The organism is Brevundimonas sp. BR2-1, from assembly GCF_037626195.1.
Classification (GTDB): domain Bacteria; phylum Pseudomonadota; class Alphaproteobacteria; order Caulobacterales; family Caulobacteraceae; genus Brevundimonas.
On record NZ_JARKMV010000002.1, the window covers coordinates 238,282 to 257,882 of the forward strand.

Genomic DNA, 19,601 nt, shown 5'->3' on the forward strand with positions numbered 1-19,601 from the left:
TCACCGGCCTCGAAATCGCGCGGGTTTCGCACTAGATAGCGCGCCATGACGCTGGCCGAGCCCCTCTGCCCGATCCCGAACATCGCCCCCATGACCGGCCAGGCCGACATGGACGCGGCGATCGAGTCCGCGCGCGCGGCGGTCGGCCTGCCGGTCGGATCGCGGGTCGTCGCCGCCATGTCGGGCGGGGTGGACTCCACCGTGGTGGCCGGCCTGCTGCACAAGGCGGGCTATGACGTCGTCGGCGTGACCCTGCAGCTTTACGACCACGGCGCGGCGCTGAAGAAGAAGGGCGCCTGCTGCGCCGGTCAGGACATTCACGACGCCCGACTTGCGGCCGAGACGCTGGGCATCCCCCACTACGTCCTCGACTACGAAAGCCGCTTCCGGGACGCGGTCATCGACCAGTTCGCCGACAGCTATCTGGCCGGCCAGACGCCGGTGCCCTGCATCCGCTGCAACCAGACGGTCAAATTCCGCGACCTGCTGGACGTCGCCCGCGACCTGGGCGCCGAGGCCATGGCCACCGGCCACTACGTCCGGCGCGCGGTCGTCGACGGCCGGGCCCAGATGCGCAAGGCGATCGACCATTCGCGCGACCAGTCCTATTTCCTGTTCGCCACCACGGCGCAGCAACTGGACTATCTGCGCTTCCCGCTGGCCGATCTGGAGAAGCCCCAGGTGCGCGGCGTGGCGCTGGAGCTGGGTCTGCGCATCGCCGCCAAGCCGGACAGCCAGGACATCTGTTTCGTGCCCAACGGCGACTATCGCACCCTGATCGACAGGCTGCGTCCGCAGGGCCGCGAAGCCGGCGACATCGTGCATATGGACGGCCGGGTGCTGGGCGCTCATTCGGGCATCACAGACTATACGATCGGCCAGCGCCGGGGCCTGAACGTCGCCGTGGGCGAGCCTCTGTTCGTGACGAAGCTGGATCCGGTCAAACGCCATGTGATCGTCGGCCCGCGCGAAGCCCTTCTGACCGCCGCCCTGACGCTGGACGAAACCAACTGGCTGGGCGACGAGGCGACCATCGAGGCGGCGGCCGGGGCCGGCGCACCCGTGCTGGCCCGCGTCCGCTCGACCCGTCCCCCCTCCCCCGCCCGGCTGGCCCTGATCGACGGCGCCGTCGCGGTGCTGTTCGAAAGCGGCGAGGAAGGCGTGGCCCCCGGTCAGGCCTGCGCCCTGTACGATCCGGCCGATCCCGACCGGCTGCTGGGCGGCGGCTTCATCAAGACGACCAGCGCCGTTGTCTGAGACGGACGACGCGCTGGCGCTGGCCAGGCGCGCCGGCCTGCCGTCGGAGTTCCTGTATCTGCGCGACGCCTTCCCGCGCGACCGCTGGACCGCGAAACTGGACGAGACGGCGGCCTTCTGGCTGCAGATGCACGCCAGCTTTCGCGGCCATCAGGCGCATATGGACGGACTGGTCAGCCAGTGGCGGGCCAACGGCGACGTCGCCGCCCTGCACCGCCAGCTGATCCCGGCGCTCCAGTCCTTCCTGCAGCATCTGGACGGCCACCACCGGGTCGAGAGCGGCCGGTATTTTCCGATGATGCGCCGGATCGATCCGAAGATCGGCGCTGGCATCGACCTGCTGGACCGCGACCACGACGCCATCCACGAGACGCTGGAGGCGCTGTTCCAGAGCGGTCTGGCCTTCCATCAGGCCGTGACCGGCAAGGCGCCCGACGCCGCGGACAAGGCCAACCGGCTGTCCGACCTGATCGACGGCAACGCCCGCCCGCTACTGCGCCATCTGGAGGACGAGGAAGATATCGTCATCCCCCTGATCCAGCTGCGTGGTCTGCACCAGATCTGAGCGAGAATTGCGGTGTTAGCCGGACAGGCAAAAACACTGTCCGGATGGTCCGGATGGTCCGCCCCGGCTTCTGCGAGATTCGATTTTCAAAGACCGGACCCGGAAGGGTTTGGTCGATGAAAGCACGCCCCCCCGTCAAAAACGGACGCAGCTGTCGGCCAGCAGGGGTCGCTTGAGTCAGGCGCGGGTCGGCATCAGCTTCCGCCGCTGGCGGACCAGGGCCAGGGGCCTGCCGTCCGGAGCCCAGGCGACCCCGTCCTCCACCGCCCAGCCGCCGCCGACGTCGCGGCTGGTGAAGTGGAAATACGCCCAGCCCTCCGGCGAGGTGTCAGGCGTCAGTTCGGTCAGCAGGTCAGCGCGCAGGTCGACGCTGGCCGAGGTGATCGGCGGCGCCGGGAAGGCCGTGAAATAGGTCGGGTACAGGCCGTCCAGCAGGAACAGCAGACGGGCCTCATCCAGCGGCGCCGCGTCGACGGTCCGCATCCAGCAACCGAGCTCCGGCGTCCTGCCGGCGTTCTCGCCGAACAGTTTCGAGCCTGCGACGAAGCGGTGATCGATGTGGCGGGTGAACCAGGGACCGAAGGTCGGGTCCATCGGCGATGGCTCCAGCTCCTCGACCGGGCGGGGCGAGGCGGTCAGCGGCGTGAGAACGGGTCCCGCGACATCCCGGCCCCAGGTGCCGAGGGCCTGAATCGCCGGCCGGTCCGCCTGGCCGCCGGTGACAGAGGCATAGGCGACGTTGCGGCCGCCGCGGTTCATCGTCGGGGTGAACACGGCGTCCTCGAACCGCGCGGCGGCGAGATATTGGATGGTCAGGGTCTGGAGCGGCGCCGCTATGCCCAGCCCCTGACGCATGGCCCGCGCCGCCAGCGCCGCCATCAGGCCGCCGAAAGGCGCGCCGCGCTCCTGCGGAGCGGACTGCGGGGCGTTGGAGAAGCCGCCGTCCAGACGCGCCGTCAGGCCGCCCTCGCCGTCGTCGGTCAGGGTCAGGGCTTCGGCCAGTGTCTGGGTCATGCGGTGTCGTTATCTTGGAGAAAGGTCGGGCGGAAGACGGGGAGGCCTTCCGCCCGCAGTCCGGGGATCAGGAAACGCCGCGGCGCCTCCGTAGCCAAACAAGACTGACCCAGTCCGTCCAGATTGGCAACCCTCTTGCCAAACGGCTGACGCAGGGTCACTTTCCCATCATGGGACGCACCGCAGACTACTCACGCCAGAGCTGTTCGATCGCCGCGACGCTGGAGGTCATCGGCGATCCGTGGACGTTGCTGGTCATTCGCGACGCCTTCAACGGGGTCAGCCGGTTCGAACAGTGGCAGGAGCGGCTGGGCGTGGCCCGCAACGTTCTGGCCGCGCGGCTGAAGACCCTGGTTCAGCACGGCGTGCTGGAGCCGCATCTGTATTCCGAACGCCCGCCCCGCAACGAGTACCGCCTGACGGCCAAGGGCAAGGATCTGTACGGGGTGCTGGTCACCCTTCACGCCTGGGGCTCGCGCCACGTCTATGGCGAGACGGATTCCGGCTTCGCGATGATCCACAAGGAGTGCGGCAAGGACCTCGCGCCCCGTATCGCCTGCGGCCACTGCAACGAGATCGTCAAGCCGCGCGACATCCAGCTGGTGCACGCCAAGGACTGCCCGACGGTCGGCGACGTCATGCCGCGACAGGCGGTCGACGAAAAGGCGGCCTGAGTCGTGGCCGCCGTCACCCTGATCGGCAGCCCGGTCTCGCCCTATGTGCGCAAGGTGCTGGCCGCCTGCGCGATCAAGGGCGTCGAGGTCGAGCTGGACCCGATCTCGCCCATGTACGGTAATGACGATTTCGAGCGGATCAGCCCGCTGCGCCGGGTTCCGGTGTGGATCGAGGGCGATCTGGTGCTGTGCGACTCGAGCGTCATCGTCCAGTACATCGAGGAGACGCGGCCCGGCCCGTCGCTGTGGCCGGCCGATCCGATCCAGCGGGCGAAGGCGCGCTGGATCGAGGAGTTCGCCGACACCCGCCTGTTCGATGTGCTGGGCTGGCGGCTGTTCTTCCAGATCGCCCTGAAGCCGCGCTTCTTCGGGACCGAGGCCGATCCCGAGGTGGTCGAGAAGGCCCGCGACGTCGAACTGCCGCAGATTCTCGACTATCTGGAGAGCCAGACGCCCGAGACCGGCTTCCTGTTCGGGGAGCTGTCGATGGCGGACCTCAGCGTGGCGCCGGCCTTTCTCAACGCCCGCGCGGTTCAGATCAACGTCGATCCCGAACGCTGGCCCCGTCTCGCGGCCTGGCTGGAGCGGATGAACGAGGAGACGCCGTTGGGGCCGCTGAACAAGCTGGCGCGCAACCTGATGCGCACCCCGCTGGCCGCCCATCGTGACCGCCTGACCGAGTTCGGCCTGGCTCCGGCCAGCCGCAGCTGGATGGGCGAAGCCGCCCGCCGCGGGCCGATGACGCCGCAGTAGCCGCGGCGCTTGCCCAGGGCGCGCAACCGGTCCATTCACCCGTCGAAATTTGTTCCCGATCCCTCCCCCAGGTTTTCCGCCATGTCCGATCCCGTCGTCATCGTCTCCTTCGCCCGCACCCCGATGGGCGGCTTCCAGGGCGCCCTGTCCGGCGTGAAGGCTACCGAACTGGGCGCGACGGCGGTGAAGGCGGCGGTCGAGCGTGCGGGGATCGCGCCTGCAAAGGTCGAGCAGATCTACATGGGCTGCGTCCTGCCCGCCGGCCTCGGTCAGGCGCCGGCCCGTCAGGCCGCGATCGGCGCCGGCCTCGGCCAGCACGTCGAGGCGACGACGGTGAACAAGATGTGCGGCTCGGGCCTGCAGGCCGTGATGATGGCCTCGGATTCCCTGTCCGCCGGCAGCGCCGACGTCATCGTGGCCGGCGGCATGGAGTCGATGTCCGGGGCCCCGTACCTGATGACCAAACACCGCGGCGGCGCCCGCATCGGCCACGATATCATCGTCGACAGCATGTATATGGACGGTCTCGAGGACGCCTACACCCCCGGCAAGCTGATGGGGGCCTTCGCCGAGGACTCGGCCCGCACCTATCAGTTCACGCGCGAGGCCCAGGACGAATACGCGCTGGAAAGCCTGAACCGCGCGCTGGCCGCGATCAGTTCCGGCGCCTTCAAGGCCGAGATCACTCCGGTCGAGGTCACGTCGCGCAAGGGCGTCGTCACGGTCACCGAGGACGAGCAGCCCGGCAAGGCCATGCCGGAGAAGATCCCGACGCTGAAGCCCGCCTTCTCGAAGGACGGCACCATCACCGCCGCCAACGCGAGCTCGATCTCGGACGGCGCCGCCGCCCTGGTGATGACGCGCGAGAGCGTGGCGCGGGCGCTGGGCCTGCCGGTCGTGGCCCGCATCGTCAGCCACGCCGCCCACGCCCACGAGCCCGGCCTGTTCACCACCGCCCCCGTCCCGGCCATGCGCAAGGCGCTGGAGAAGGCCGGCTGGTCGGTCGAGGACGTCGACCTGTGGGAGATCAACGAGGCCTTCGCCGTGGTCGCCATGATCGCCATGCGCGATCTGGGCATCGACCGGGCGAAGCTGAACGTCAACGGCGGCGCGACAGCGCTCGGCCATCCGATCGGGGCCTCGGGCGCCCGCGTCCTGACCACCCTGCTGGCGGCGCTTCAGGCGCGCGGCGGCAGGAAGGGCGTGGCCAGCCTGTGCATCGGCGGGGGCGAGGCCGTCGCGGTGGCGGTGGAACTGGCCTGACCGTCAGGCCGCCATTTCCGCCAGCAGGCCGTCGAGATGGGTGTAGCCGGCCTCCATTCCGTCGGTCATGCCCGACATCTTCGCCCCGTCCCGGGCCGCCTGTGAGGCGTAGAGGATGTGGGTGCGCAAGGTCGTGCCGCCGTCCGTGTCGTGCAGGCTCTGGGTGACCAGGGTCTCGCCACCGGTCCAGTCCTCGTCGAATTTCTCGGTGGCGACCAACCGGTCGTTGGGCGCAATCTCGCGGATCACGCTGGTCAATCCCATGGACCGGCCATCGTCATTGGCCCATTCGAACCGCATCTTTCCGCCGACGCGCAGATCGATCTCGCAGACCGGCATGGACCAGCCGGGCGGACCCAGCAGCCAGCGCTTGACCAGCGGCGGCTCCACCAGGGCGCGCCAGACAAACTCGCGCGGCGCTTTGAACCGGCGCTCGATCAGGATTTCCCGGTCGCCCGGCGTCATCATCTTCAGCGGTTCGCCCATCATCGTCTCTCCATTCTTCTATTTGTCCGCGGAATCGCGGGTGGATTTCAGTTCGTCCAGCACGGCGTCCAGGGCCTCGTAACGGCCCTCCCACAGCGTGCGGAATTCCAGCAGCCAGTCGTTGGCCACCATCAGCGCCACCGGCTCCAGCCGGCGGGGCCGGCGCTGGGCGTCCTGGCCCGTCGAGATCAGGCCGGCGCGCTCCAGCACCTTCAGGTGTTTGGAGATGGCCGGCTGGCTCATGGCGAACGGCTCGGCCAGTTCGCTGACCGAGGCCTCCCCGGCGGCCAGCCGCTTCAGGATGGCGCGGCGGGTCGGGTCCGCCAGGGCGGCGAAGGTCTCATCCAGTTTCAGTGCGGCGGCGGCCATATTCATAACCTTAGTGTTGTATAACCATATGGATATATTCAGGTGCCGTCAAGCGGCTTTTCTGACACCGGTTTCCTGCTAGCCTTCGGCCACGGGAGACACGGATGTTGCTGAACCGAAGAGGGGCGCTGGGGCTGGCCGCCCTGGCCGCCGCGCCGAAACCGTCAGGGCCGCAAACGAAGGCTCCTCCGGACCCGCAGGAGATCATCCGGCTGTGGCCCGGCGCGGCGCCCGGCGGCGCGACTGTGACGGTGACGCCCCGGGTCGTCGAACGCTCGACCGACCCGGCCTTCCACGACCGCTTCGCCCAGTACACCACCGACCCGATCCTGACGGTGCTCAGACCCGACCGGCCGAACGGCGCCTCCCTGCTGCTGATTCCGGGCGGCGGTTACCGATGGGCGGTGGTGGACAAGGAGGGCCTGGACTGCGCGCGTCCGTTCGCTGCGGCGGGAGTCACCTGTTTCATCCTGCGCTACCGCCTGCCGGCCGATGGCTGGGCGGCCGGGCCCGCCGCCCCGCTGCAGGACGCCCAGCGGGCCATGCGGCTGGTGCGGCGGACGGCGATGGCGGAGGGACTGGATCCGCAGCGGGTGGCGGTGCTGGGCGCCTCGGCGGGCGGGCACCTCGCCGGCGCGCTGACCGCCGGCAAGGACGCCGTCTATGAGGCGGCGGACGAGGCCGACGCCCTGCCGTTCAGGCCCGACCTGTCGATCCTGATGTATCCGGTGGCGACCATGGAGGGGCCGTTCGTCCATGCCGGGTCGCGCCAGCACCTGCTGGGGCCCGATCCCTCGCCGGACGCCGTCGCCCGCTGGTCGCTGGAGCGGATGGACTGGACCGGCGCCCCGCCGACCTTCCTGCTGCACGCCATGGATGACGACTCGGTGCCGGTCGAGAACAGCCTTCAACTGCTGGCCGCCATCCGCGCAGCCGGGGTGAAGGCAGAGGCGCATCTGTTCGAGGAGGGCGGGCACGGCTTCGGCATTCGCCTGATCGCCGGCAAACCCGCCTCGATCTGGCCTCAGCTGGTCCTGGCCTGGGCCGCGCGCCGGGGCTGGACCGCGCCGGCCTGACGGTCTCCGCCGGCCGGCCCCGGACGGCGCTCGCCGGCCATCAGACGGACAAGGCCGGTCTGGCCGACACCGAGCACGATCATCGCATCGCTCCTGTGTTGCGAACGATTCTCAGGTTTGCCCGGAAGGCGGCCTGTGGCAAGCCCGAAAACGGATGGCTTTCGAACGGAGCAGGACGATGCGTGAAGATGGAAAGCTGGATTATCTCGAAATGCCGGGCGGCGACCTGGGCGCCGTGAAGGCCTTCTACGGCGCGGCCTTCGGCTGGACCTTCCAGGACTATGGGCCGACCTATGCGGCGTTCGATCAGGGCCTGGACGGCGGGTTCGACGCCGACGCGGCGCCGGACGCAAAGCCCCTGCCGGTCCTGTTCGCCCGTGACCTGGAGGCCATGGCTGCGAAGGTCGAGGCGGCGGGCGGGCGGATCGTCAAGCCGATCTTCGCCTTTCCGGGCGGGCGCCGGTTCCACTTCCAGGATCCGGCCGGCAACGAACTGGCGGTCTGGTCGGAAACCTAGAGGCCGGGCCGCAGGTCGACTGACTGGGCGATGCCTTCGGCCATCGCCCGGTCGGCGCCGTCCAGGCTCATCGTCCAGACGTGGATCTCGCGCGGGGCGTCCGGGCGCTGGAACAGATGCTCCTGGGCGTGGCGCACGCCGTCCTCGGTCGAGACCACCGAAGCGCGTCCGCCCGCCTCGACCATCTGGCCGCTGTAGATCGGGAACTGCGAGGCAGGGCCGGCATAGACCATGACGAACGACTGGTCGCCGCGGCGGATCGTATAGATGCGAAAGTCCGGACCGGGACGGCCGGTGACGATCTCGAAGCCCGGGGGCAGGGTCACGGTGAAAGGCAGGGCGGCGCGGGCCGCGCTGTCCAGCACGGTGACGGTGGACACGCCCGGAGGCGGCGGCGGCGGCGGCGTCGGGGCCGGCGTGGCCGCAGGGGCCGCAGGCGCCGTTGCGGGCGGGACGGCCCCGGCGGCCGGAGCCGTCGCCAGAGGCTGGGTGCGGGGCGCGGGCGTCACGGCCGGCGGCGTGATCGGCGCCGTGCGGGGCTGGGTCGCCGGGGCCGCAGGGATCGGCGTCGTGCGCGGCGGAATCGTCGCCGTCGGCACGGCGCCAGGCCCCGACGGAGTCGCCGTGGCCGGGGAAGGCGCGGCGGTCGCCGGGGCGGCCGGCCTCGGCGCGGGGGCTGCGACCGGCGCGGGGGGCGGCGCGATATAGGCGGCGGGAACGGGCGGGCCGCTGTTCAGGTCGCGGGTCAGATCGCTGGCGGGCGGGGTCGCCGGCGCGGTCTGGGCGTGAGCGGAGCCGGCCAGGGCGAGAACGGCGGCGGCGATGAACAGGCTGGCTTTCATGGACAGGACCTTCGCGCCTCAGCCCGAGAACGGCAAGGCCCTGAGCGCATAGGCGACCACGGCGGTGAGGCTCGATGCAGCCGCCGCGAGGCCGAAGAACCAGGCCAGCCGCCGCCACAGCGGGCCGCTGTCCTCGTCCGGTCCGGGTGGCGGGACGGGCCTAATGATAGCCGGCCTCCGCATCCACCTTGCCGCGGAAGACCCAGTAGACCCAGGCCGTGTAGCCGAGGATGGCGGGCAGGATCACCGCCGTCCCGATCAGCATCAGGCCCAGCGCATTGTCGGGCGCCGCCGCCTGCCGGAAGGTCACGGCGTAGGGGGCGACATAGGGGGTGAAGCTGGCGGCCAGACCCAGATAGCCCGACAGGAACAGCAGCAGCGCGCCGGCGAAGGGCCAGCGATGCGACCCTCGCCGCGCCATGCCGACGACCAGCCACAGGCCGATCAGGCCCAGCGCCGGAATGACCAGCAACGGCGCCAGCGCGCCCCAGTCGACCGCGAATCCCGAGCCGAGGTCGAAACCCCAGCGGCTGGCGATGCGCGGATGGATGAACAGGGTCGCCACGCTGACCGCCGCCAGAAGGCCGCCCACCGCCGCCGCGCTGATCAGGGTCCAGCGTCTGGCGTCGCCATGCAGACTGTCCTTCGTCTTCATCATCAGCCACGCCCCGCCCAGCAGGGCGTAGCCGGCCACGATCCCGGCGGCGACGAGCAGGGTGTAGGGCGTCAGCCAGTCGAACGGCCCGCCCGCGAAGCGCTCGTTCTCGACCGTCACCCCCTGGATGAAGCCGCCCAGGATCAGGCCCTGGGCCGCGGCGGTCAGGATCGAGCCCCCGGCGAACATCTGGGTCCAGAATTTGCGGCCGCGGTTGCGCGCACGGAAGCGGAACTCGAACGCCACCCCCCGCAGGATCAGGCCCGCCAGCATGAGCAGAACCGGCAGATACAGCGCCGGCATCAGCACCGAATAGGCCAGCGGGAATGCGGCCAGCAGCCCGCCCCCGCCCAGCACGAGCCATGTCTCGTTGCCGTCCCAGACGGGGGCGATGGTGTTCATCATCACGTCCCGCTCCTCCTTCGACCGGGCGAAGGGAAACAGGATGCCGACGCCCAGATCGAAGCCGTCCAGCATGACATAGAGCAGGACGGCGGTGGCGATCAGCCCGGCCCAGATCAGCGGCAGGTCCAGCATCAGACGCCCTCCCCCGGGCTGGTGTCTTGGGGCGCCTTGGCCAGCGCAGAGCCGGGGGCCCGGTCCTGACGCGGCGCCGGTTCGGCCAGGGCCGCGACCGGCCCCTCGGCCATCAGCCGCAGGATGAACAGGGCGCCGGCGGTGAAGACCACGGCATAGACGATCACATAGGCGGTCAGGCTGGCCGCCACCTCGGCCGCCGTAACGGGCGACACCGCATCGCGCGTCCGCAGCACGCCATAGACGACCCAGGGCTGGCGTCCGACCTCGGTGACCATCCATCCCGCCAGCACGGCGATGAAGCCTGACGGGCCCATGGCGACGCAGAAGCGCAGGAACCACGGGCTGTCGAACAGCTTGCGCCGCCAGATCAGGAGCGCGCCCACGCCGCCCAGCAGGATCATCAGCAAGCCCAGCCCGACCATGATCCGGAAGCTGAAGAAGGGAATGAACGGCGGCGGCTGATCCTCGCGCGGCCAGGCGTCGAGGCCCTGGATCACCTCGTCCCGGGGCAGGTTCTGAATGGCGTTGCCGACGCCGGGGATGGCGACTTCCAGATGGTTCTTCTGCGCATCGCGATCAGGGACGCCGAAGACGATGAACGGCTGGTCGGCGCGGGTTTCCCAATAGCCCTCTATAGCGGCCGTCTTGGACGGCTGGTGCTCATGCCCGACCGTGCCCGACCAGTGGCCGGCCAGCAGTTGGAGGGGCGCCAGCACGGCGACGAGGCCGACCGCCATCACCAGCGAGATGCGGCTTTCAGTCCAGCCCGTCACCGTCGGATCAGCCCGTTCCTTGAGAACCCGGAAGGCCGAGGCCGCGCCCACGACCAGGCCGGTGGTCAGGAAGGCGGCCAGCATCATGTGAACCAGGCGCGACGGGAAGCTGGGGTTGAAGACAACCTGCATGAAGTCGGTGGCCTGGAACCGGCCGTCCGCCATGATCTCGAACCCCTGCGGCGTCTGCATCCAGCTGTTGGCCGACAGGATCCAGAAGGCCGAAATGGTGGTTCCGACCGCGACCAGACAGGTGGCGGTGAAATGCAGCTTCGGCCCCACCTTCTTCCAGCCGAACAGCATGACCCCGAGGAAGGACGCCTCGAGGAAGAAGGCGGTCAGGACCTCGAACGCCAGCAGGGGCCCGATGACGCCGCCGGTCAGTCGGATGAACTCGGACCAGTTGGTGCCGAACTGGTAGCTGAGCACGATGCCCGAGACGACGCCCATGCCGAAGCTCAGGGCGAAAATCTTGACCCAGAACAGGTACAGGACCTTGAACGCGTCCCGCTTCGTCCAGAGCCACAGCCCCTCAAGCACCGCCAGAAACGCCGCCAGACCGATGGTGAAGGCGGGGAAGAGGATGTGAAAGGCGATCGTGAAGGCAAATTGCAATCGCGACAGCAACAGCGCGTCGAATTCCACGGCCTGCATCCTCGGTGACCTGACAGGTCAGAAATGCGCCCATGCCGGTCTGGTGTCCATGGGCGATCCGCCGCGCGGCGGATCGCCGCGATCAGGCGGCGGGCATCTCGACCCAGAAGATCGCGCCTTCGCCCGGCGTCGAGGTCACGCCGATGGTCCCGCCCTGCAGTTCGACGAGACGTTTGGCCAGGGCCAGGCCGATGCCGTGCCCCTCGACCGTCGACCGTTCCAGACCCAGGCGGTTGAACGGCTCGAACAGCTGGGCCTGTTTCTCGGCCGACAGGCCGGGACCGCGGTCGCTGACCTCGATCCGCACGCCGTCGTAGATCTTGCTGGCGCGGAAGATGACGATGCCGCCCGCTCCGCCGTATTTGACCGCGTTGGACGCCAGGTTGGAGATGACCTGGGTCAGGCGCTGGGAATCGGCCAGGGCGACCAGGCCGTCGCCTTCGCTGATCACCTCAAGCCGCACACCCTCGGATTCCGGGCGCAGGGCCACGGCCCGTTTGACATCTTCCAGCACGCCCGGCACGTCGGTGGGGCGCAGTTCGACCTTCACCGCTCCGGACTCGGCGCGGGCGACGTCCAGCAGGTCGTGGGCCAGCGCCTCGACCTGACGGGCCGTCTTGACCAGCATCTCGGCCATTTCGCCCTGGGTGGCCGTGACCGGTCCCAGTTGCCCGGTCTTCCACAGTTCGCCGATGCCTATCACCCCGCCGACGGGACTCTTGATTTCATGGGCGACGTTGGCCAGCAGGCGCGACTTGGCTTCCGAGGCGCGTTCGGCGCGGACCTGGCCGGCCTTGGCGCGATCCGACAGACGGTCCCGCTCTTCCAGAAGGGCCGCGACCAGCATGATCGGCATATAGCCGAACAGGATCAGCAACTGGGCCATCATGGCGCGATCGGCGCCCTCGAAGGCGGCGCCGTAGGGACCCAGCCCCCGCATGGCTCCGCCAACGGCCAGTACGGCGATGATGACCAGGGCCGCGGTGACGCCGAGTATGCGGAGCCGAACGGCGATCAGAAGCAGCAGCGGCATGGTGACGAAGCCGATCGGCAACTGCTGCGAAAAGACGACAATGCCCAGCCCGGTCAGCAGGCCAAGGAGAACCAGCGCTTCAATGGCGCGGGCGGGCGCGCGGAAGCGGACGATCTCGCGTTTGGTGAGCGCCAGGCCGAAGCTGGACAGCACCGCGACCCCCAAAGCGTGGCCGAACCACCAGGTCTGGACGCTGTCCAGAAAGTCAGCCCCGTTCATCCACCACAGCATGGCTCCGGCGAACAGGGCGGCCGGCAGCGGCCCCACGATGGCGGCGCTGATCAGAAAGCGGCATGCGCCCTGCACCGAGGCCAGATTCAGCGTCGGCGCGAAACGGCGCGCCAGCAGAACGCAGACATAGATTTCCAGCATGTTGGCGACGGTGAACATCACCGTCAGCCGGGTGGAATTCCCCGCCAGCAGTTCGCCGGCCGCTATTCCCATGGCGACGAGGGCGCCGAACGACAGATCGTAGAGAGGGCCGCGCGAGGTCCGCAGCCAGACCGCGACGGCCAGACCGCCTGCGCCCCACAGGGCGGCGACCACGCCCGCGGACCGGGCGAAACTGAGGGCCAGGACGACCAGGACCATCACCGCCATCGCCGTGAAGACCGGCGCCAGCGGCGGGCCAACGCCGCTGGTCGGACGCGGGATGTCCCGAACGCGCGGAGCCGGGGGCGTGGTCACGCCGGGAGCGGGCTCCAGGGGTTCGAGCGCGCGGCTCATCTGCATATCTGGTCCTGGCACGACAGCGTAGTCCCCTGACCCTTATGCCGGCGCTTCCTAATATCCCCTGAAGGTCAGGCGTTTGCCGCCAATACCTCGGTCAGCTCACGCACCGCGGCGGCCGGGCCGTCCGGATGGCCCCATACGGCGGAACTGACCGCCACGAAGTCGGCCCCGGCGCGGGCCAGTTCTCCCGCCGTCGCTGCGGTTATGCCGCCGATGGCGACGCAGGGGATTTCCACCGTCTCCTGCCAGATGGTCAGGATTTCGGCGTCGGGCCGATGAACCGTCTCCTTGGTCGTCGTGGGGAAGAAGGCGCCGAAGGCGACGTAGTCCGCCCCGGCCTCGGCCGCGTCCATCGCCAGTTCGCGGCTGTCATGGCAGGTCACGCCGATCATGGCGTCGCGGCCCATGCTCGCCCGGGCCTGGGCCACCGACCCGTCCGCCTGCCCCAGATGCACGCCGTCACAGCCCGAACGGGCGGCCAGATCGGGCCGGTCGTTGAGAATGACCGCCACGCCGCGCGCATGGGCGATCGGCTTCAGCGCCGCCACGGCGGCCAGAACCGTCGCATCGTCCACGTCCTTGAGGCGGATTTGCAGCGCCGCCACCTCGCCGGCGTCCAGCGCCGCCTCCAGATCGCTTGCGAAGGCGGCAAGATCCGGGAGGGCGGGCGGCGTGATCAGATACAGCTGACAGGGCGGACGGGTCGGGACGACGGGTTCTCGGGCCATGGGCGGGAAGTGCGACGGACGCGCGCCTGCGTCAACTCCAGCTCTGCGAACGACTTGCATTCGCCACGATTGGCCTGTTAAGAAGAACCATTCGCAACAAGCCTTTCGGATTCGCCTTGTACGTCTGCAACTGCAACGGCCTTCGCAAACGGGATGTCGCCGCCGCCATCGAGGCCGGCGCCACGCGTCCGCGCGACGTGTTCGCCCGCAACCAATGCACGGTCAAATGCGCCAGATGCGTCTGTGAAATGCGCGAAATGATCCAGGAAACCCGCGAAACCTTCGCCATGGCGGCCGAATAGGTCCCTGCCCTCCCCGAGGGGAGATTCATTCGCATTTTCAATGTTGTGAGAAGTGTTCGCATGTGAACACAAGGCCTGTTTGCGTGTTAAAACAGGCGCTCGCAGCCGGTGATTCACGACGGTCGGGCTGACCGACGCGCCGCTGTCAGGAATGACGACCATGAAGGGCGATCCCGCGATCATCCGCACGCTCAATGCGGTTCTCACCAACGAACTGACGGCGGTGAACCAGTATTTCCTGCACGCGCGGATGTTCGAAAGCTGGGGCCTGAAACATCTGGGCCAGATCATCTACGACGAATCGATCGGCGAGATGAAACACGCCGACAAGCTGATCAAGCGGGTGCTGTTCCTCGACGGCCTGCCGAACCTGCAGGACCTGCACAAGCTGAAGATCGGCGAGAACGTCTTCGAATGCCTCGGCGCCGACCTGTCGCTGGAGCTGGGCGGGCGCGACACCCTGCTGGCCGGCATCGCCCAGTGCGAGGCGGCGTCCGACTTCATCAGCCGCCAGATCCTGACCGAGATCCTGGCCGACACGGAAGAGCACATCGACTTCCTGGAGGCCCAGCACAAGCTGATCGAACAGCTGGGCGAGCAGAACTACCTGCAGTCGGCCATGACCGAGATCGCCCCTGACCGGTCCGCCACCGGCAACTAGAGAACCTCTCGCCGGGTCAGATGGGCGACGGCGAGAACCAGCGCGACCAGGCCGAGACCGCCGCCCAGCGCCAGCGCCGTGTTCACGCGCCAGACCTCGGTCGCCAGCATGTTCACAGGCATCTGCCAGGGGAAGAAGACGCCCGCCCTGGCCGAGGTGGCGACCACCGAGAAGAAGGTCCCGCCGATCCCGACGACCAGCGCCGGCACGAAGCTGGCGAACCGCAGGGCGGTCCACAGCTGGATGGCGACCATCAGGATCGCGGCCAGGAAGACCTTGCCCATGGTCGCGGCGTAGGCGGCCATATCCAGCGGCCCCGTGGGCGTCAGGTTCGGCTTGATCGCCGTCGCCAGCATCACCGCGCTCCACGTCATGATCAGGGTCGCGGCGCTCATGACCGCCACCATCGCCAGCACCATAGCCGCCTTGGCCGCGTAGAGCCGCCAGCGCGGCAGCGGCAGGCTGCGCAGATGGTCCCATGATTTCGGCCCGTGTTCCATCTGGGCGACCAGGGCCGTCAGGGCCGTCACGCTCATCGGCAGCATGAAGAAGGACCAGATGCCGATCGAACTGACCATCCACATCTCCCACGGCTGGGGGGCCTTACCGCGCAGCAGGTTGAAGAAGGTGAAGATGGCGATCAGCGCCGGCGCGGCGACGGCGAGCAGGGCGGCCAACGACCGGTTCAGCTTGCGGATTTCCACGGAAAGGACGGCGTGCATCAGACGAACTCCGGCCGGGGTGCGGGGACGGTGGCGGACGCCTGGCGGTAGATGCCCTCCAGCGATCGGGCCCGGGCCCCGATGGCGAACACGGCGACTCCGGCCTCGACGAGGGCGCGGTTCATGGCCGAGACCGCGGCGTCCGGATCGTCTCCGGAACTGAGCCGCGCGGTCAGGCCGTCGTCGGCCGCGGAAAGCGCCAGATCGAATGGCTTGAGCACTGAGGACGCGCGACCCGCATCATCGACCCGCAGGGCGATCTCGGGTGCGAGGTCCGCCTTGATCCGCGCCAGGTCGCCCTCCAGCACCAGCCGCCCGTCGTGGACGATGCCGACATGGGTGGCGATCTGCTCGATCTCGCCAAGCAGATGGCTGGACAGCAGCACGGTCGCCCCGGTCCGGGCGGGCAGGTCCCTGAGGAAGCGGCGCATGTCGGCGATGCCGTCGGGGTCCAGACCGTTGGTCGGCTCGTCGAGGACCAGCACCGGCGGGGCGCCCAGCATGGCGCGGGCCAGTCCCAGCCGCTGACGCATCCCCAGCGAATAGCCCGATACCCGGCGTCCGCCGTGCTCCGACATCTCGACCACCTCCAGCACCCGGTCGATCTCGGCCGCCGGAAGCCCCAGAAGGGTGCGGGTCAGGTCGAGGTTCTGACGTCCGGTCAGATTGGCGTAGAAGCCGTGCGCCTCCAGCAGCGCCCCGACCTTGCGGGCCGCGCCGATGCGGTCGCGGGCGACGTCGACCCCGGCGACCCGCGCCGAGCCCGACGTCGGATGGATCAGGCCCAGCAGCATTTTCAGCGTCGTCGTCTTGCCGGCCCCGTTTCGCCCCAGGAAGCCGTAGACGGCGCGGTCCGGCACGGTCATCGAGACCGCGTCGACGGCTCTGTGGGAGCCGAAGCAACGGGTCAGGGCCTCGGTCTCGATGGCGGCTGTCATGGCGGCGGCGCTCGCGTTCGTTTAAGTCTGATATAAAGTTGCGAAGCTCGCGTCTTTAAGTCAAGATTAAAGATCAGACATGATTCCACCCCTCCTCGGGAGCGCCGCGTGAGCCAGACCGATCTCGTCCGCTTCCGTCGCATGTGCGGCCAGTTCCGCTGGTTGGCGGTGTTCATGGTCGTCACCGTGGGGGGCGGATTGTTGCTGACATGGATCGGCGCGCCGCTGATCTTCTGGCTGCGCGAAGGCCGCCCGCCCCTGCAACCCGGCACGATCGCCGGCCTGATCTGGTTCAGTCCAATGGCCTTCTACCTCTTCGGCGTCTGGTCGATCGGATCGGCCATGGGCCAGCTGGCCAAAGGACGGCTGATCCAGCCGACCCTGTCCTCAGCCCTGCGGCGCGTGGGGCTTTCGCTGGGACTGGGCGGGGTGCTGAGCGTCTTCGTGGTGTCCAATCTCGTCCGGCTGGTCGAAAGCGGACGCGGCGGCTTCCTGCATTTCGATGTCGCGGGCATGACCCTGGGCATGATCGGCGGGGCCCTGTTCCTGCTGGGCCGGGTCGTCGATCAGGCCGGCCGGGTCCAGGCCGAGCTGGACGAGATGATCTGATGCCCGTCCGCGTGACGCTTGACGCCCTGATCGTGAAAAAGGGCCTGAAGGCCCGCGATCTCGCCGCAGAGGTGGGCCTCAGCGAGACCCAGTTGTCCCTGTTCCGCTCCGGCAAGGTGAAGGGCATCCGCTTCCGCACACTGGCGCGGCTGTGCGCGGCGCTGGACTGCAAGCCCGGCGATCTGCTGGACTATGGCTACGACGCCGCCGATCTGGCGCCGGTGGACGACGACGAGGCCTGACGGAACCGCAAAGCCGCCCCGCCATTGTCTGTGCGCAGACAGGGAGAGCCGCGCGTGACCGATATCGACGACATCTTCGACGACGCGCGCGACGCCGCCGGCGACTTCCTGAACGCCAATGAGCGCGACATCGGCCACGTCGTTCTGGGTGTGGCGGTGACCGTCGGCTTCGCCCTCGGCGCGGCACTTCTGGCGCGGACAGCCATCCGGCCCCGTCCGATGCGCCTGGCGAACGACGACGCCCCGATCACCGAACGGCCGCGCGGACCGCTGAGCCTGATCCTGCCGGCGGTGTTCTCGGTGACCACACTGTCGGCGGTGCGGGTGTGGAACGCCCCCGCCCGCCCCGAGCGCACCACGGCCATGGGCCTGTGGGCCGCCGCCCAGGCGCTGAACGCCGTCTGGATCGCCATGCGGCCGGCCAGCCGTACGCTGCAGATCGCCGCCGCCATGTCCTCCGCGGGCCTGGCCGCCGCCTTCGCCCATGAAGCTCGAAAGCTGGACAACCGGGCGGGCAAGCTGGCCGCCCCCAGCGGCGGATCGGTGCATCTGGCCAATCTGGTTCAGGGCAGGTCCCGCGATCGGGCGCCGACTGTTCACTGACCCGCGCCTTGCCGGATCACGCCGCATCCTCTAGGGACTGCGCCCGTTCGCGCGCCACGAGGCTGCGCCCTTCCCTTCCGAGAACCCGATGAAGATCAACGGCAACAACATCAAGCCCGGCATGGTGCTGCAGGTGAACGGCGGCCTGTGGGTCGTCACCAAGGCCAGCCACGTCAAGCCGGGCAAGGGCGGCGCCTTCGCCAACGTCGAGGCCAAGAATCTCGAGACGGGCAACAAGCTCAACGAACGCTTCCGGTCGGAAGACAAGGTCGAGCGCGTGACGCTGGAGCAGAAGGACTTCTCGTACCTGTACGAACAGGGCGACGCCCTGGTCTTCATGGACGACGCCACCTACGAGCAGATCGAACTGCAGAAGGACTGGGTCGGCGAAGACAGCATCCCCTATCTGCAGGACGGCATGAAGGTCGTCATCGAGATGCACGAGGAGCGTCCGATCGGCCTGACCCTGCCGGAACAGGTCACGCTGGAAGTCGTCGAGACCGAGCCCACCGTGAAGGGCCAGACCGCCTCGTCGTCCTACAAGCCCGCCATCGCCAACAACGGCGTGCGCATCATGATCCCGCCCTATATGGGCGTCGGCGAACGCATCGTCGTCGACACCACGACCGGCGAATACGTCCGCCGCGCCGAATAGGCCCGACCGACATTGCGACCCGGGGGCGCGATCCTGCGCCTCCATGACCTTCTCCGACTGTCCGGGCATATGCCTTTGAAGGACTTTCGGACCAGGAGATCCCCATGGCCCTCGCCTCCGCCCTCGTCTCCGTCATCATCGACGCGGTCCGCAAGACCGCGCGGCCCATGCTGCGCGACTTCGGCGAGGTGTCCCAGCTGCAGGTGTCCCGCAAGGGCCCGGGCGACTTCGTCACCGCCGCGGACATCAAGGCCGAGGACACCCTGTACGAACTGCTGATGAAGGCCCGCCCCGGCTACGGCTTCCTGGGCGAGGAGCGCGGCATGATCGAGGGGACCGACAAGTCCCACATGTGGATCGTCGACCCGATCGACGGCACGACCAACTTCATGCACGCCATGCCCCATTTCGCCATCACGGTGGGCCTGCAGCGCACCGCGCCGGACGGAACATCCGAGATCGTCGCGGGCGTGACCTACAACCCGGTCATGAACGAGCTGTTCTGGGCCGAGAAGGGCAAGGGCTGCTACCTGAACGACAGCCGGATCAGGGTCGCCGGCCGCCGCGACCTGTCGGAAAGCCTGATCGCCACCGGCCTGCCCTTCATCGGCAAGACGGGCCACGCCCAGTCGATCAAGGACATCCACGCCATCGGTCAGCGCGTCGCCGGCATCCGCCGACTGGGCTCGGCCGCGCTGGACTTCGCCTGGGTCGCGGCGGGGCGGTACGACGCCTACTACGAGCGCAATCTGAATCCCTGGGACGTGGCGGCGGGCATCCTGTTCGTCACCGAGGCGGGCGGGATCGTCACCACCATCGACGGCGAGGGCCGGCCGGAGACGGGCGCGCAGATCCTGGCCTCGAACTCCGAGCTGCATCCGCAGATCCAGAAGGTGTTGCGGGGATAAAGGTCCTCGCCTTCGTCATCCTCCGGCAAG

The 19,601-nt window shown here is 68.8% G+C and carries 24 protein-coding genes; 14 read left to right on the top strand and 10 right to left on the bottom strand.

The window, feature by feature from the left end:
- The first annotated feature begins 45 nt into the window (after positions 1-45).
- Both mnmA and BrevBR_RS10665 read left to right on the top strand, forming a co-directional pair.
- On the top strand, positions 46-1,257 hold the full coding sequence (gene mnmA / locus BrevBR_RS10660; RefSeq protein ID WP_332640042.1) for a tRNA 2-thiouridine(34) synthase MnmA: 1,212 nt from the start codon (positions 46-48) through the stop codon (positions 1,255-1,257).
- Complete coding sequence (locus BrevBR_RS10665; protein ID WP_340000930.1) at positions 1,250-1,822, top strand: hemerythrin domain-containing protein; 573 nt, start codon at positions 1,250-1,252, stop codon at positions 1,820-1,822. The genes mnmA and BrevBR_RS10665 overlap by 8 nt, the downstream gene beginning before the upstream one ends.
- A 177-nt stretch (positions 1,823-1,999) precedes the next feature.
- Here the strand turns inward: BrevBR_RS10665 and BrevBR_RS10670 are convergent, their stop codons facing one another.
- Positions 2,000-2,836 (bottom strand): acyl-CoA thioesterase, encoded by an 837-nt coding sequence (locus BrevBR_RS10670; RefSeq protein WP_340000931.1) that lies wholly within the window; start codon positions 2,834-2,836, stop codon positions 2,000-2,002.
- Positions 2,837-3,006: 170 nt separating this feature from the next.
- Between BrevBR_RS10670 and BrevBR_RS10675 the strand changes: the two genes are divergently transcribed.
- From BrevBR_RS10675 to BrevBR_RS10685, 3 genes are all read left to right on the top strand, one after another.
- A complete protein-coding gene (locus BrevBR_RS10675) occupies positions 3,007-3,510 on the top strand; it encodes a winged helix-turn-helix transcriptional regulator (protein WP_340000932.1) in 504 nt (167 codons plus the stop codon).
- Positions 3,511-3,513: 3 nt separating this feature from the next.
- On the top strand, positions 3,514-4,263 hold the full coding sequence (locus BrevBR_RS10680; RefSeq protein ID WP_340000933.1) for a glutathione S-transferase family protein: 750 nt from the start codon (positions 3,514-3,516) through the stop codon (positions 4,261-4,263).
- Between the two features lie 81 nt (positions 4,264-4,344).
- Entirely contained in the window at positions 4,345-5,526 is a 1,182-nt protein-coding gene (locus tag BrevBR_RS10685) for a thiolase family protein (protein WP_332640047.1), read from the top strand.
- Positions 5,527-5,529: 3 nt separating this feature from the next.
- On the opposite strand, the gene BrevBR_RS10690 is transcribed toward BrevBR_RS10685, so the two are convergent.
- Together BrevBR_RS10690 and BrevBR_RS10695 are read right to left on the bottom strand one after the other, a co-directional pair.
- Positions 5,530-6,012, bottom strand: coding sequence for an SRPBCC family protein (locus BrevBR_RS10690; RefSeq protein ID WP_340000934.1), 483 nt, complete (start codon positions 6,010-6,012; stop codon positions 5,530-5,532).
- Between the two features lie 18 nt (positions 6,013-6,030).
- Positions 6,031-6,381, bottom strand: coding sequence for an ArsR/SmtB family transcription factor (locus tag BrevBR_RS10695; protein WP_332640049.1), 351 nt, complete (start codon positions 6,379-6,381; stop codon positions 6,031-6,033).
- A 104-nt stretch (positions 6,382-6,485) separates the two neighbouring features.
- Here BrevBR_RS10695 and BrevBR_RS10700 point away from each other — a divergent pair, with 104 nt between their 5' ends.
- Together BrevBR_RS10700 and BrevBR_RS10705 are read left to right on the top strand one after the other, a co-directional pair.
- Positions 6,486-7,457 (top strand): alpha/beta hydrolase, encoded by a 972-nt coding sequence (locus BrevBR_RS10700; protein WP_340000935.1) that lies wholly within the window; start codon positions 6,486-6,488, stop codon positions 7,455-7,457.
- Between the two features lie 178 nt (positions 7,458-7,635).
- Positions 7,636-7,974: a VOC family protein gene (locus BrevBR_RS10705; RefSeq protein ID WP_340000936.1), complete on the top strand. Its 339-nt coding sequence runs from the start codon at positions 7,636-7,638 to the stop codon at positions 7,972-7,974.
- On the opposite strand, the gene BrevBR_RS10710 is transcribed toward BrevBR_RS10705, so the two are convergent.
- The 5 genes from BrevBR_RS10710 to thiE all read right to left on the bottom strand — a co-directional run bounded on the left by BrevBR_RS10710 (position 7,971) and on the right by thiE (position 13,931).
- Positions 7,971-8,816 (bottom strand): hypothetical protein, encoded by an 846-nt coding sequence (locus BrevBR_RS10710; RefSeq protein ID WP_340000937.1) that lies wholly within the window; start codon positions 8,814-8,816, stop codon positions 7,971-7,973. The genes BrevBR_RS10705 and BrevBR_RS10710 overlap by 4 nt on opposite strands.
- A gap of 160 nt (positions 8,817-8,976) precedes the next feature.
- Positions 8,977-10,008, bottom strand: a complete 1,032-nt coding sequence (gene cydB, locus BrevBR_RS10715; protein WP_332640053.1) for a cytochrome d ubiquinol oxidase subunit II — start codon at positions 10,006-10,008, stop codon at positions 8,977-8,979.
- Positions 10,008-11,429: a cytochrome ubiquinol oxidase subunit I gene (locus BrevBR_RS10720; protein ID WP_340000938.1), complete on the bottom strand. Its 1,422-nt coding sequence runs from the start codon at positions 11,427-11,429 to the stop codon at positions 10,008-10,010. The genes cydB and BrevBR_RS10720 overlap by 1 nt, the downstream gene beginning before the upstream one ends.
- A 91-nt stretch (positions 11,430-11,520) precedes the next feature.
- Positions 11,521-13,197 (bottom strand): sensor histidine kinase, encoded by a 1,677-nt coding sequence (locus BrevBR_RS10725; RefSeq protein WP_332640055.1) that lies wholly within the window; start codon positions 13,195-13,197, stop codon positions 11,521-11,523.
- A gap of 74 nt (positions 13,198-13,271) precedes the next feature.
- A complete protein-coding gene (gene thiE, locus BrevBR_RS10730; protein ID WP_340000939.1) occupies positions 13,272-13,931 on the bottom strand; it encodes a thiamine phosphate synthase in 660 nt (219 codons plus the stop codon).
- A gap of 116 nt (positions 13,932-14,047) precedes the next feature.
- Here thiE and BrevBR_RS10735 point away from each other — a divergent pair, with 116 nt between their 5' ends.
- Together BrevBR_RS10735 and bfr are read left to right on the top strand one after the other, a co-directional pair.
- The gene (locus tag BrevBR_RS10735) at positions 14,048-14,233 is read left to right on the top strand and encodes a (2Fe-2S)-binding protein (protein WP_332640057.1); all 186 of its coding nucleotides are present in this window, start codon (positions 14,048-14,050) and stop codon (positions 14,231-14,233) included.
- A 160-nt stretch (positions 14,234-14,393) separates the two neighbouring features.
- Positions 14,394-14,894, top strand: a complete 501-nt coding sequence (gene bfr / locus BrevBR_RS10740) for a bacterioferritin (RefSeq protein ID WP_340000940.1) — start codon at positions 14,394-14,396, stop codon at positions 14,892-14,894.
- On the opposite strand, the gene BrevBR_RS10745 is transcribed toward bfr, so the two are convergent.
- Positions 14,891-15,616, bottom strand: coding sequence for an ABC transporter permease (locus BrevBR_RS10745; RefSeq protein ID WP_340000941.1), 726 nt, complete (start codon positions 15,614-15,616; stop codon positions 14,891-14,893). The genes bfr and BrevBR_RS10745 overlap by 4 nt on opposite strands.
- Positions 15,616-16,554 carry an ABC transporter ATP-binding protein gene (locus tag BrevBR_RS10750; protein WP_340000942.1) on the bottom strand — a complete coding sequence of 313 codons (939 nt, stop codon included), beginning with the start codon at positions 16,552-16,554 and terminating at the stop codon, positions 15,616-15,618. The genes BrevBR_RS10745 and BrevBR_RS10750 overlap by 1 nt, the downstream gene beginning before the upstream one ends.
- Positions 16,555-16,662: 108 nt before the next feature.
- Here BrevBR_RS10750 and BrevBR_RS10755 point away from each other — a divergent pair, with 108 nt between their 5' ends.
- The 5 genes from BrevBR_RS10755 (at position 16,663) to BrevBR_RS10775 (ending at position 19,571) form a co-directional block, all read left to right on the top strand.
- Positions 16,663-17,163, top strand: a complete 501-nt coding sequence (locus tag BrevBR_RS10755; protein ID WP_340000943.1) for a DUF2975 domain-containing protein — start codon at positions 16,663-16,665, stop codon at positions 17,161-17,163.
- Positions 17,163-17,405 carry a helix-turn-helix domain-containing protein gene (locus tag BrevBR_RS10760; protein ID WP_332640063.1) on the top strand — a complete coding sequence of 81 codons (243 nt, stop codon included), beginning with the start codon at positions 17,163-17,165 and terminating at the stop codon, positions 17,403-17,405. The genes BrevBR_RS10755 and BrevBR_RS10760 overlap by 1 nt, the downstream gene beginning before the upstream one ends.
- Before the next feature lie 54 nt (positions 17,406-17,459).
- Positions 17,460-18,008, top strand: coding sequence for a tryptophan-rich sensory protein (locus tag BrevBR_RS10765; RefSeq protein ID WP_340000944.1), 549 nt, complete (start codon positions 17,460-17,462; stop codon positions 18,006-18,008).
- Between the two features lie 88 nt (positions 18,009-18,096).
- Complete coding sequence (gene efp, locus BrevBR_RS10770) at positions 18,097-18,663, top strand: elongation factor P (RefSeq protein WP_332640065.1); 567 nt, start codon at positions 18,097-18,099, stop codon at positions 18,661-18,663.
- A gap of 104 nt (positions 18,664-18,767) precedes the next feature.
- Positions 18,768-19,571 carry an inositol monophosphatase family protein gene (locus BrevBR_RS10775; protein WP_340000945.1) on the top strand — a complete coding sequence of 268 codons (804 nt, stop codon included), beginning with the start codon at positions 18,768-18,770 and terminating at the stop codon, positions 19,569-19,571.
- Positions 19,572-19,601: the final 30 nt, after the last annotated feature.